This window comes from Pseudomonas sp. S9 (genome assembly GCF_000222125.1).
Taxonomy (GTDB): domain Bacteria; phylum Pseudomonadota; class Gammaproteobacteria; order Pseudomonadales; family Pseudomonadaceae; genus Aquipseudomonas; species Aquipseudomonas segetis.
Map to the genome: position 1 here is coordinate 241169 of NZ_AFFX01000003.1, position 12163 is coordinate 253331.

The 12163-nt window shown below is 57.8% G+C and carries 9 protein-coding genes, 1 pseudogene and 1 riboswitch; of the genes and pseudogenes, 4 read left to right on the plus strand and 6 right to left on the minus strand.

What is annotated here, in order from left to right; genetic code table 11:
• Window positions 1-253 precede the first annotated feature (253 nt).
• The gene (gene metF / locus PSES9_RS0107825; RefSeq protein ID WP_010485729.1) at window positions 254-1099 is read right to left on the minus strand and encodes a methylenetetrahydrofolate reductase [NAD(P)H]; all 846 of its coding nucleotides are present in this window, start codon (window positions 1097-1099) and stop codon (window positions 254-256) included.
• Between the two features lie 61 nt (window positions 1100-1160).
• Window positions 1161-2570 (minus strand): adenosylhomocysteinase, encoded by a 1410-nt coding sequence (locus PSES9_RS0107830; protein ID WP_010485731.1) that lies wholly within the window; start codon window positions 2568-2570, stop codon window positions 1161-1163.
• A 23-nt stretch (window positions 2571-2593) separates the two neighbouring features.
• Window positions 2594-2677, minus strand: a riboswitch (S-adenosyl-L-homocysteine riboswitch).
• A gap of 303 nt (window positions 2678-2980) precedes the next feature.
• On the opposite strand from PSES9_RS0107830, the gene PSES9_RS0107835 reads away from it, so the two are divergent.
• Entirely contained in the window at window positions 2981-3367 is a 387-nt protein-coding gene (locus tag PSES9_RS0107835) for an MAPEG family protein (protein ID WP_010485733.1), read from the plus strand.
• 153 nt (window positions 3368-3520) lie between these two features.
• Window positions 3521-3970, plus strand: coding sequence for a c-type cytochrome (locus tag PSES9_RS0107840; protein ID WP_010485736.1), 450 nt, complete (start codon window positions 3521-3523; stop codon window positions 3968-3970).
• A gap of 100 nt (window positions 3971-4070) precedes the next feature.
• Here PSES9_RS0107840 and PSES9_RS0107845 read toward each other — a convergent pair whose 3' ends face one another.
• The 4 genes and pseudogenes from PSES9_RS0107845 to PSES9_RS0107860 form a co-directional block, all read right to left on the minus strand.
• Window positions 4071-4472: a DUF1090 family protein gene (locus PSES9_RS0107845; protein ID WP_010485738.1), complete on the minus strand. Its 402-nt coding sequence runs from the start codon at window positions 4470-4472 to the stop codon at window positions 4071-4073.
• A 99-nt stretch (window positions 4473-4571) separates the two neighbouring features.
• Window positions 4572-6266: an NAD-dependent DNA ligase LigB gene (gene ligB, locus PSES9_RS0107850; protein ID WP_010485739.1), complete on the minus strand. Its 1695-nt coding sequence runs from the start codon at window positions 6264-6266 to the stop codon at window positions 4572-4574.
• A gap of 141 nt (window positions 6267-6407) precedes the next feature.
• A pseudogene (gene metK / locus PSES9_RS23145) lies at window positions 6408-7598 on the minus strand (methionine adenosyltransferase).
• A 12-nt stretch (window positions 7599-7610) separates the two neighbouring features.
• Window positions 7611-8648 (minus strand): ArsR/SmtB family transcription factor, encoded by a 1038-nt coding sequence (locus PSES9_RS0107860; RefSeq protein ID WP_010485745.1) that lies wholly within the window; start codon window positions 8646-8648, stop codon window positions 7611-7613.
• A 372-nt stretch (window positions 8649-9020) separates the two neighbouring features.
• Between PSES9_RS0107860 and tkt the strand changes: the two genes are divergently transcribed.
• Complete coding sequence (gene tkt, locus PSES9_RS0107870; RefSeq protein ID WP_010485747.1) at window positions 9021-11018, plus strand: transketolase; 1998 nt, start codon at window positions 9021-9023, stop codon at window positions 11016-11018.
• Between the two features lie 83 nt (window positions 11019-11101).
• Complete coding sequence (epd, locus tag PSES9_RS0107875; RefSeq protein WP_010485749.1) at window positions 11102-12160, plus strand: erythrose-4-phosphate dehydrogenase; 1059 nt, start codon at window positions 11102-11104, stop codon at window positions 12158-12160.
• Window positions 12161-12163: the final 3 nt, after the last annotated feature.

The following is a 12163-nucleotide window of genomic DNA, read 5'->3' on the forward strand; positions in this document are numbered from 1 at the left end:
GTATTGCCTGGCTTGAATCGCACGTGGGGCGCGCAATCCCGTCCGGTACTGCTGCCTCTGGGAGGGGCTAGCATCCGGGCGCAAGCCTGGCGGGAAGTCCCGAGTATAACAGAGCTTGGCCGTTGCGCAGTAGTTGCCTGCTTAATGGCGCTGAAATTGCTGCATACAGGGGTATTTATAGCACTGCCTTGGGCCTGCGGCAGAGCACAGGCCCAAGGCTTCAATCTGTGTAACAACGGCCTTGAAGCATTGGTCAGCGCGGCAGCTTCAGGTTGTTCCAGATCGCCAGGCTAGGCTCGGACTGGTTCAGCGTATAGAAGTGCAGACCTGGCGCACCACCTTGCAGCAGTTGCTCGCACATTTCTGTAATCACTTGCTGGCCGAAAGCCTGGATGCTGTCGATGTCATCGCCGTAGGCTTCCAGTTGCTTGCGCACCCAGCGTGGGATCTCGGCGCCACAGGCATCCGAAAAACGCGCCAGCTTGCTGTAGTTGGTGATTGGCATGATGCCCGGCACAATCGGAATCTCGATGCCCATCTTGCGCACGCGCTCGACGAAGTAGAAGTAGCTGTCGGCATTGAAGAAGTACTGGGTAATGGCGCTGTCGGCACCGGCTTTGGCCTTGCGCACGAAGTTGGCCAGGTCATCTTCAAAGTTGCGTGCTTGCGGATGCATTTCCGGGTATGCAGCAATTTCGATGTGGAAGTGATCACCTGTTTCTTCGCGGATAAAGCCGACCAGTTCATTGGCATAGCGCAACTCGCCACTGGCCATCCCCATCCCTGACGGCAAGTCACCACGCAGGGCGACGATGCGCTTGATGCCGTTGCTCTTGTAGAGGTCCAGCAGTTCGCGCAGCTCGGCCTTGCTGTCACCGACACAGGAAAGGTGTGGCGCGGTCGAAACCTTGACCTCGCCATCAAGCTGCAAGACGGTATTGACGGTGCGATCGCGGGTAGAGCCGCCTGCGCCATAGGTGCAGGAGAAAAAGTCCGGGTTGTAGGTTGCTAACTGGCGCGCGGTGGCCATCAGCTTTTCGTGTCCGGCTTCGGTTTTGGTCGGGAAAAACTCGAAGCTGAAACGGCGTTCTTGACTCATGACGATGTCCTTGTGAGCACTGGCCGCACAACTGTGTGCAGGCATGCGGCCAGTCGGCTACTTAGTAGCGGTAAGCATCCGGCTTGAAAGGGCCTTCAACGGTTACGCCGATGTAATCAGCTTGGGTTTGGGTCAGGCGAGTGACTACGCCGCCAAAGCCCTTGACCATTTCCAGTGCCACTTCTTCGTCGAGTTTCTTCGGCAAGACTTCAACCGTCAGGCGCTCAGCTTTTTGCTCGGCAGTCAGGTCGGCGTACTTTTGCGCGAACAGGAAGATCTGCGCCAGAACCTGGTTGGCGAACGAGCCATCCATGATGCGGCTTGGGTGACCAGTGGCGTTACCCAGGTTGACCAGGCGACCTTCGGCCAGCAGGATCAGGTAGTCATCGTTGTGCGCGTCGAAGCTGCCAGTGCCGGTACGGTGGATCTTGTGTACCTGCGGTTTGACTTCTTCCCATGCCCAGTTCTTGCGCATGAAAGCGGTGTCGATTTCGTTGTCGAAGTGACCGATGTTGCAGACAACGGCACGCTTTTTCAGGGCCTTGAGCATGCCTGCGTCACACACATTGGCGTTGCCGGTGGTGGTCACGATCAGGTCGATCTTGCCCAGCAGGGCCTTGTCGATGCAGGCGTCGGTGCCGTCGTTGAGGCCGTCGATGTAGGGCGAAACCAGTTCGAAACCGTCCATGCAGGCTTGCATGGCACAGATTGGGTCGATCTCGGAGACCTTGACGATCATGCCTTCCTGGCGCAGCGACTGCGAGGAACCCTTGCCCACGTCACCGTAGCCAATTACCAGCGCTTGCTTGCCCGAGAGCAAGTGATCGGTACCGCGCTTGATGGCGTCGTTAAGGCTGTGACGGCAACCGTACTTGTTGTCGTTCTTGCTCTTGGTGACAGAGTCATTGACGTTGATTGCCGGGATTTTCAGCTCGCCCTTGGCCAGCATATCCAGCAGGCGGTGTACGCCAGTGGTGGTTTCTTCGGTCACACCGTGGATTTTATCCAGCATGGCCGGGTATTTCTTGTGCAGGATCTCGGTCAGGTCGCCACCGTCGTCGAGGATCATGTTGGCATCCCAAGGCTGGCCATCCTTGAGAATGGTCTGCTCGATGCACCACTCGTACTCTTCTTCGGTTTCGCCCTTCCAGGCAAATACCGGGATGCCAGCAGCGGCGATAGCAGCAGCGGCCTGGTCTTGAGTCGAGAAAATATTGCATGATGACCAGCGCACTTCTGCACCCAGCGCCACCAGGGTTTCGATCAGCACGGCGGTCTGGATGGTCATGTGGATGCAGCCGATGATCTTGGCGCCTTTGAGCGGTTGCAGGCCAGCATATTTGCTGCGCAGGCCCATCAGGGCTGGCATTTCGGATTCAGCGATGATGGTTTCGCGGCGGCCCCAGGCAGCCAGGGAAATATCAGCCACTTTAAAATCGGTAAAACCTTCAGGCGTCATAACAGCGCTCATAAAATGAGTCTCCATTCGTTGTCTGCGAATGGGCGCCGTTGATGCGTATGGTTAACGCCCCATCCGAGCCTGACAGACCAGGGTCTGCTGCAGCGCCCCTCGGATGGGTGGCGGGCGTAACCGAAGCGGTGTCGGTCACGTGAAACCGGGCGATTATAGCGGGCCAGGCGGTTTTGCCCAAGGCTTTCTGTCGCCATGGGTGTAACACTGTGGTCGTCTTGGGCAATTACTTGGCAATTTTGGGGGGTAAAGGTCTGAGCGGGTCGCGACGTCGCTCGCCTGTGTATTAGCCAACGGCAAATTAGCCGCATGATTGCCTGATTTGCCTTCAAGTTAGCGCTTCTGACAATGGACGATCAGGGCCCTGCAGCTCAAGCTGTAGGGCCTATCTGACTTACAGCGGAGCTGTTATGACCATTGCCTTCTGGTGCGTACTGATTGCGATCTTCCTGCCTTATGTGTCGACCGTGCTGGCCAAAGGCCTTAGCAAAGTCTTTCCCCCGCGAAACAACCATGACCCGAGGGCCTATCTTGGCAGTGTTGAAGGCGTCGCCAGACGTGCCAACAATGCCCAGCTAAATGGTTTTGAAGTCACCCCAGCCTTTGCTGCTGCGGTGATCATCGCCCACCTGGCAGGTGGTGCCCAGCAAAGCGTAATTGATCAGCTGGCGATTGCTTTTATCATCAGCCGGATCCTCTACACCGCCTGTTACCTTGCCGATCTTGCGCCCGTGCGTTCGCTCATGTGGTTTATCAATATGGGCCTGATTATCAGCTTGTTTGTGGTTGCGGCCTGAGCCTAAGGGGCTATGCGGCAGTTGGGCGACCAGGTATTTATGCGACAAATCCCGTGGCAGTCGCTGCATGCGGCAAATTACCGCGCTTGGCCGGCGCGGTCGGAGCATGGATACTGTCGGGCTTGTTGAGCCTGATTGCGGCGCGAAGGTGTTATGAAGCTGAGAAATGTTTTACTTGTTCTGTTGGCCAGTCTGACCCTCGTCGCCTGTGGGGGTGTTGATCCCAATTCACCGCTGGGTCAGCGCCAGGCTATTTTCAAGCAGATGCTCAAGACCAGCGAAGACCTTGGCGGCATGATGCGCGGGCGTATCGTTTTTGACCAGCAGCGGTTTATTGAGGGGGCTGCCAAGCTGGATGCATTGTCGAAAACGCCATGGCAGCACTTTCCGCAGGTCAAGGAGCAAGATGCTACCAATGCCCGTGATGATGTCTGGAAGCGTCAGGCGCGGTTCAAGCAGCTAGCAGATGAGCTTGAGGCCAACACTGCTGCACTGGTGGTGGCAACCACTGCCAAGCCATTGAAAAGCACGGACCTTGTTGCGCCGGTGCAGGCTGTTGAAGACAGTTGCAAGGCCTGCCATCAGGAGTTCCGCAACCACTGAGGAGCCCCTGGAACGGCTGCGCTGGCCCTTGGCTATTACTCCCGTTGCGCTTTGTCCTGTCTTCGCTCGCTTCCTTTTTTCAGAGCTTCCCAAGGCTTTCCTAGCTGCGCGTAGATTGGGACTCCACTTGCTCAAGGGTTTTGCGGGCCTTGCTCAGTAGTTTCTGGCTTTCGGCGATGCTGTTGGCATCGCCCGCGCCGAGTGCTGCAACCAGGTTTTTCTTGCGGGCGCTGACCTTTAACTGGGCTTCGGACACTTCTGTGCCTTGGGTTGAGTGCAAGCCTAGTTTTGCGCATTGTGCTTCCAGCTTGCCCAGTTCTTGCTGGATATTCGCCAGCCGGGTTGCATCGCCGAGTTTGCCAACTTCTTCGGTTTTGTCTCTGAGTTCCTGGCGTTTACTGATGCAGTTTTTTAGCGGGTCGCTGGCTTGGGCCGTGATCACGGCATTGGTTAATAGTGCGGCGCCGCTGAGTAGGAAAATAAGTGTTGGTCGCTTAAGCATGCTGTTCGCTCCGTTTTATTATTTTTGCGAACTGATTTTGACTGCGGTTGTTCGCTAAAGTTTTCCGCGCGCTGCGCTTGCTGGGCGCCGAAACCACAGCTAAAAGCCATTAACTCCAGCCGCGTGCAGCTTCTCCTGGAGCCTGACGACCTGCGGATGGGCAAAGAATGCTTGAAGCTGTTTGGCGCGAACCTCGCCGATCCCTGGTTGTTGCCGCCAGGCACGAGCGTCTCGCCGGGCTAGCCGTTGCCAGTTGTCGCCAGGCTGCAGGCGCAGTCCGGGCGGTGCTCCGAGGGCGGCCAGCCAGGTCGCGAATGGTCGCTGGCGGGCTGCATTAAAGCGCTGGCTTAACTGAGCGGCGCTGCGGTCGCCGAGTCCTGCGGTTTGTTCAAGCTGTTCGCGGCTCAGGTCGAGCCAGTCAAGTAAACCGACAAGATGCCGTGCGTCGATAAGCTTGCGCCATGTGCCTACGCCAACGCCTTGCATGTCCAAGCCGCCTTTGCCGCCAAGCCAGCTGAGACGGGCGATAAATTGCTGGGCGCAGGCTGCTGAATATTGCCAACAGCTCAAGCGGTTGTAGGTTGCCGTATCGGGGGCTGTAAGCGGTTGGCGAATGCTGCTGCGCATGACCACGCTTTCAAGCGTCGGAATCGTCAGGCCTGATAGCCGGATCGCAACATGGTCACCGGGGCGGATATCCATTGCCTGCCAACGTTGCATGCTTGCGACGCTGACATACTGGATGATGCGGTCATCCAGTTTTGTGGCGGGGAGCCTCAGTATCGGGATGATGCGTCCGCTGCGACCGATCTTGAACCTGACTTCACGCACCTCCGCCAGCGCCTGGCTAACCGGGTATTTCCAGGCCACGGCCCAGGAGGGTGGCCTGGCCTGCCAGTGTTGCGCTGCCTGGCGGGCATTTTGGCGCAAGACAATGCCATCGGTGGCAAAGGGCAGGGCGCTGGTATACCAGGTGGTGCGCCAGTCCTGGGCTTGTCGAGCATTTTGAATGGGCTGGCTGAAGTCCTTGCTATCGCGAAATCCCAGTTCATCCAAGCGCTGCAGGCGTTCACTCATATCGGCTGGGCCTTGTGGCCAGTCCCAGACAAACAGTCCCACGCGATCAGCCAATTCAATGTCGAGCTGTTTGCGAGCGAGCAGGCCTGCGACCTTGCTGCGCGCGCCGACGCCACCTGCTTTGGCTTGAATGTGATTTTCCAGTCGCCAATACAGCTCGCCCTGGAGAACGAGCGGGTCTTGAGAGGCAATCCGCTTGGGAATGGCGGTTATCAGCAATGCTTGCGATGTCCAGTCTTGGCCGTGCAGGCCGTCGCCCCGGCTGATCATCTGCTGAAGCTGGCCTTTGTCATAGATCAGGCTAACCGCCACGCCGTCGACCTTGGGTTGCACCCAGATGTCCTGTCGTGTGCTGATCCAGGCATCCAGCTCCTGGGTACTGGCCAGTTTGTTCAGGCCGGTCTGGGCGATCGGGTGTTTGATCGTGCCGCGACTGGTGGCCAATGGTTGCCCCGAGTCTTGTGCTGCGAAGGGAAAACAGCGTTGCCAGCGTTGCTGCTTGGCCAGGGCTTGATCATAGAGTTCGTCGGCGATCAGGGAGATGCCCTGGCGATGGTAGGCGTCGTCCCATTCGGCAATTTGCCTGCTCAGTTGGCTGATCTCAGCCCGTGCCTGCTGTGCAGGCCATTGCGGACAATCAGCGCTGAGGCCAGGTTCGCTGTGCAGGGCAATAGTCGCGACCGCTATGAGTAATAGCAGTGGGTTGTTCATGCGCATCCTTGCGTTGCCTTGATACCCCGCTCAGCCTAGTTGTCCAAGGCACTGGCAGCAGCCCGACTTTTAACGGGGCCTGGCTGATTTATAAATTTCAGCCCAAAAAAAGCCCCGCACTTGGCGGGGCTTAGGGTCTTGCTTGAATTACAAGCCAGCGGCAGCGCGCAGGTCCGCAGCCTTGTCGGTGCGTTCCCAGGTGAATGCGGTGAAGGTGTCACCGTCATAGGTCATTTCATAAGGTTTGCGCCCGAAGTGGCCGTAGGCAGCTGTCGGCTGGTACATCGGGTGCAGCAGATCGAGCATCTTGGTGATTGCGTATGGGCGCAGATCGAAGTGCTCGCGAACCAGCTGGATGATCTTGTCATCGCTGATCTTGCCGGTGCCGAAGGTGTTCAGCGAGATAGAGGTCGGTTGCGCCACGCCGATGGCATAGGACACCTGGATCTCGCAGCGCTCGGCCAAGCCAGCCGCCACGATGTTCTTGGCAACATAACGACCGGCATAGGCTGCCGAGCGGTCAACCTTGGATGGGTCCTTGCCGGAGAACGCGCCGCCGCCGTGGCGGGCCATGCCGCCGTAGGTGTCGACGATGATCTTGCGGCCGGTCAGGCCACAGTCGCCAACCGGGCCGCCAATCACAAAGTTACCGGTTGGGTTGATGTGGAACTGGGTGTCCTTGTGCAGCAATTCTGCTGGCAGCACGTGCTTGACGATCAGCTCCATCACGCCTTCGCGCAGGTCGTTGTAGCTGACTTCCGGGTTGTGCTGGGTCGACAATACGATGGCGTCGATGCCGACAACCTTGCCATTGTCGTAACGGCAAGTGACTTGTGATTTGGCATCGGGACGCAGCCAAGGCAGCAGGCCAGACTTGCGGGCTTCTGCCTGGCGCTCGACCAAACGGTGCGAGAAGCAGATTGGTGCAGGCATCAGTACGTCGGTTTCGTTGCTGGCGTAGCCGAACATCAGGCCCTGGTCGCCGGCGCCCTGGTCTTCCGGCTTGCTGCGGTCAACGCCCTGGTTGATGTCTACCGACTGCTTGCCGATGATGTTCAACACGCCGCAGGTCGCGCCGTCGAAACCAACGGTCGAGCTGTCTTAGCCAATGTCGATAATGACTTTACGTACCAGGTCTTCAAGGTCAACCCAGGCCGAGGTGCTGACTTCACCGGCGATAATGGCAACACCGGTCTTGACCATGGTTTCACAGGCCACGCGTGCGTGCTTGTCTTTGCTGATGATTGCGTCGAGCACTGCATCGGAAATCTGGTCAGCAATTTTGTCCGGGTGCCCTTCAGACACAGACTCAGAGGTAAACAGGGAGTATTCGCTCATCTATCGGTCTTCCTAATTAATACCGGTGGGTGAGATGGGCTGCGGGCGGAAATTCGCTCTGAAGCCTGTGTATTCATCGGGCTTGGCAAAGTGCCGCACCTGAATTTGAAATCCATTGCGTAGGCCGACATACAGGCTTTCACCTGGCGTCAGCCCTGCGGCGATGGCCCAATGGGCCAAGTCGCCCTGTTCAAAGCCCAACCAAAGATCGCCGCAGGCCTGCCTGGCCCAGCTCTGGTTATGGCTGCATAACTCGGTTACCAGCAAGCTGCCGCCGGGATTAACCCGCGCCGCAAGCTGTTTAAGGGCTTCTGCCGGCGCTGCAAAATGGTGAAGCACCATGTTCAGCACCAGGCAATCGGCGCTTGGGTATGAATCATTCAACGCATCAGCGAGCACCAGTTGCACATTGCTCAAGCTGCTTTTGTCGCATGTCTGGCGTGCTATTTCGAGCATCGCCTGGCTATTGTCCAGCGCCGTCACCTGGCTAAAGCGACTCGCAAGCTCAGGCAGAAAACCGCCGTCGCCGGGGCCTACTTCAATCACGCTGGCGCTGGCGGCAAAGCCCAGCGTATCCAGTACCGCCAGCACGCTGTCGCGATACTGTGGCAGACCTGCGATCAAGTCCTGCTGGGCTTGAAAGTTATCTGCCATGCGCGCAAAAAACTCCTGGCTGGCGCTTGCACGCTGGGCGTGGACCGCAGCAATACGGGCCTGCACCTCGGCGGGTAAGGCTAGAGCATCAACTTCATCAAGCAAGGCACTGTGCAGCCGGCCACCAAAACGTTTGTTGTCGGCGAAGGCGCGACGGTAAAAAATCGCATTGCCTTCGCGACGCGTGGCCACCAGCTTGGCTTGCGCCAGCACCTTGAGGTGGTGGCTCATGCCTGATTGGCCAATGGCAAATATCTGCGCCAGTTCCAGTACGCCAAATGAATCGTTGCTCAGGGCGCGCAATACATTGAGGCGCAATGGGTCGCCGCCAGCTTTACACAGGGCGGCCAGTTCATCGGCTGGCTCAAAAAGGAGCTGGGGCACCCGCATGTTCATAAGGTGGGCAGTCTAAGCGGTCAATTTTCATCCAGCAACAGCAATATCAAAATATTTTGATATTGCTGTTGCTGAGCCTGGTTGCAGTGCTTCAGGTAGAGCCTTCGCCAAGTGTTTCTTGCGATCATCGCTCCAGGTGCAACTGTTCGAGCGCGAATCGGGCTGGCTTGTGCCTGCTTGAGCGAACTCGGCGGGAGATGACTGCAAATATGTCGCTCTGACGGCAGATTTGCCGGTTACACGGCTGAAAATCGACAAGATTGCAGCTTTTCCTCAAGTATTCGCCGCTGCATGACTATCTGTCATTGCCCCGCACCGCCTTGGTGGGCGAAAATGGGTGCCTTTTCAAATTTGTCCCTCAGGAGATCAGCGATGCCCAGCCGTCGTGAATGCGCCAATGCCATCCGTGCTTTGAGTATGGATGCCGTGCAGAAAGCAAACAGCGGCCTCCCGGGTGCCCCAATGGGTATGGCCGATATCGCTGAAGTATTGTGGCGCGATTACCTCAAGCACAACCCGAATAACCCTGAGTTTGCCGACCGTGACCGTTTTGTACTGTCCAACGGCCATGGCTCGATGCTGATTTATTCGCTGCTGCACCTGACCGGCTATGACCTGGGTATCGAAGACCTCAAGCAATTCCGCCAGATGGGCAGCCGCACGCCTGGTCACCCTGAGTACGGCTACACCCCGGGCGTTGAAACCACCACCGGTCCGTTGGGCCAGGGGATTGCCAACGCCGTAGGCTTTGCCATCGCTGAAAAAGTCCTGGCGGCGCAGTTCAACCGCGATGGTCACAAGATTGTCGATCACTACACCTACGCCTTCATGGGCGACGGTTGCATGATGGAAGGCATCTCCCACGAAGTGTGCTCCCTGGCGGGCACCCTGGGCCTGGGCAAGCTGATTGCCTTCTACGATGACAACGGCATTTCCATCGACGGCGAAGTTGAAGGCTGGTTCAGCGACGATACGCCGAAGCGGTTTGAAGCCTATGGCTGGGAAGTGATCCGCAATGTTGACGGCCACGACGCCGAAGAAATCAAGATCGCCATCGAGACTGCCCGCAAAAGCGAACAGCCGACGCTGATCTGCTGCAAAACCATCATCGGTTTTGGTTCGCCAAACAAGCAGGGCAAGGAAGATTGCCACGGTGCAGCACTGGGCCATGACGAGATCGCACTGACCCGCGCGGCGCTGGAGTGGAACCACAGCCCTTTTGAAATCCCTGCCGATATCTATGCGCAGTGGGAGGCCAAGCAAGCGGGTGCTGCTGTTGAAGCCGAGTGGGATCAGCGCTTCGCTGCCTACGCCGCCGCGCACCCAGAGTTGGCCAGCGAGCTGAAACGCCGCATGGCCGGTGAGCTGCCAGCTGATTTCTCCGAGAAAGCCGCTGCCTATATCACTGAAGTTGCGGTCAAGGGCGAAACCATTGCCAGCCGCAAGGCCAGCCAGAACACCCTGAATGCCTTTGGCCCGCTGTTGCCTGAGTTCCTTGGCGGCTCGGCTGACCTGGCTGGTTCCAACCTGACCTTGTGGAAGGGCTGCAAGGGCGTCTCGGCTGAAGACGCATCCGGCAACTATATGTACTACGGTGTTCGCGAGTTCGGCATGAGCGCGATCATGAACGGTATCGCCCTGCACGGCGGTTTCGTGCCGTATGGCGCGACGTTCCTGATCTTCATGGAATACGCACGCAATGCGGTGCGTATGTCGGCGCTGATGAAGAAGCGCGTGCTTTATGTATTCACCCATGACTCAATCGGTCTGGGCGAAGACGGCCCGACTCACCAGCCGGTCGAGCAATTGACTAGCCTGCGCTCAACGCCGAACCTCGATACCTGGCGTCCAGCCGATGCGGTCGAATCGGCAGTGGGCTGGGAATACGCAAACGAGCGTAACGATGGCCCGTCGGCGCTGTTCTTCTCGCGTCAGAACCTGCCGCACCAAGGCCGTGAAGTCGCCCAGTTGAACGACATCGCCCGTGGTGGTTATGTGCTTAAAGATTGCGCTGGCGAGCCAGAGCTGATCCTGATTGCCACCGGCTCGGAAGTTGGCCTTGCGGTTGAGGCCTACGACAAGCTGACGGCCCAGGGCAAGAATGTGCGTGTGGTTTCGATGCCGTGCACCAGCGTTTTCGACGCACAGGATGCCGGCTACAAGCAGTCCGTATTGCCGGTCCAGGTGGGCGCGCGTATCGCCATCGAGGCTGCTCACGCAGACTTCTGGTACAAGTACGTCGGCCTTGAGGGCCAGGTCATCGGCATGACCACCTTTGGTGAGTCTGCACCGGCACCTGCGTTGTTCGAGCATTTTGGTTTCACAGTCGAGAATATTCTGGAAACCGCTGCCGAAATGCTTGAAGGCTAAGGAACCTCTGTACGTGCAGGTTGGCCGGTGTTGCCGGCTGACTTGCAGTCTATTCCCGCACCTTGTCGAGAGCTGAGCCCAGCATGTCCAAGCGTCCCTACAGAATCGCACTCAATGGCTACGGTCGTATCGGTCGCTGCGTGCTGCGTGCCTTGCATGAGCGCGGAGAGGGCGCGGGTATTGAGATTGTCGCGCTTAACGACCTGGCTGATCAGTCGAGCATTGAATATTTGACGCGTTTTGACTCAACCCACGGGCGTTTCCCCGGCGAGGTTCGGGTCGACGGCGACTGTCTGCATATCAATGGTGATTGCGTAAAGGTACTGCGCGGCGAAACCCCGGAAAGCATCAATTGGGCGGCGCTTGATATCGACTTGCTTCTCGAATTCTCGGGGCAATACACCACGCGTATCGAGGCGCAGCGTTTTATCAACGCGGGCGCGCCACGGGTGTTGATGTCACAACCCATGGCCAGTGAAGCGGATATCGACGCGACCATCGTATTTGGCGTTAACCAGCATGCCTTGACCGGTGCCGAGCGCTTGGTGTCCAACGCATCCTGCACCACCAACTGCGGCGTGCCCTTGTTGAAGGTGCTCAATGAAGCGGTTGGCATCGAGTATGTTTCGATCACCACGATTCACTCGGCGATGAACGATCAGCCGGTCATTGATGCCTATCACCATGAAGATTTGCGTCGCACCCGCTCGGCGTTCCAGTCAGTGATTCCGGTGTCCACAGGCCTTGCCCGTGGCATTGAGCGGTTAATGCCGGAACTTGCCGGGCGGATTCAGGCCAAAGCTATACGCGTGCCAACGGTTAACGTGTCGTGCTTGGACATCACGATTCAGACTGGCCGTGACACCAGCCCCGAGGAAATCAACCGGGTGTTGCGTGAAGCCTCGCAAGCTGGTCCGCTTCGTGGTTTGCTGGCCTACACTGAACTGCCGCATGCCAGTTGCGATTTCAACCATGACCCGCATTCTGCGATTGTCGATGGCAGCCAAACGCGCGTCTCTGGCCCGCGGCTGGTGAATATACTGACTTTGTTCGACAATGAATGGGGCTTTGCCAATCGCATGCTCGATGTTGCCGAACACTATTTGAATGTTTCCACCCAAACAGCCCCCGTGAAGGACTGAATA

Excerpts from the sequence above, each read along its gene's own strand:
- metF (WP_010485729.1), bottom strand. The coding sequence starts at position 1,099 with ATGAGTCAAGAACGCCGTTTCAGCTTCGAGTTTTTCCCGACCAAAACC.
- PSES9_RS0107830 (WP_010485731.1), bottom strand. The coding sequence starts at position 2,570 with ATGAGCGCTGTTATGACGCCTGAAGGTTTTACCGATTTTAAAGTGGCT.
- PSES9_RS0107835 (WP_010485733.1), top strand. The coding sequence starts at position 2,981 with ATGACCATTGCCTTCTGGTGCGTACTGATTGCGATCTTCCTGCCTTAT.
- PSES9_RS0107840 (WP_010485736.1), top strand. The coding sequence starts at position 3,521 with ATGAAGCTGAGAAATGTTTTACTTGTTCTGTTGGCCAGTCTGACCCTC.
- PSES9_RS0107845 (WP_010485738.1), bottom strand. The coding sequence starts at position 4,472 with ATGCTTAAGCGACCAACACTTATTTTCCTACTCAGCGGCGCCGCACTA.
- ligB (WP_010485739.1), bottom strand. The coding sequence starts at position 6,266 with ATGCGCATGAACAACCCACTGCTATTACTCATAGCGGTCGCGACTATT.
- PSES9_RS0107860 (WP_010485745.1), bottom strand. The coding sequence starts at position 8,648 with ATGAACATGCGGGTGCCCCAGCTCCTTTTTGAGCCAGCCGATGAACTG.
- tkt (WP_010485747.1), top strand. The coding sequence starts at position 9,021 with ATGCCCAGCCGTCGTGAATGCGCCAATGCCATCCGTGCTTTGAGTATG.
- epd (WP_010485749.1), top strand. The coding sequence starts at position 11,102 with ATGTCCAAGCGTCCCTACAGAATCGCACTCAATGGCTACGGTCGTATC.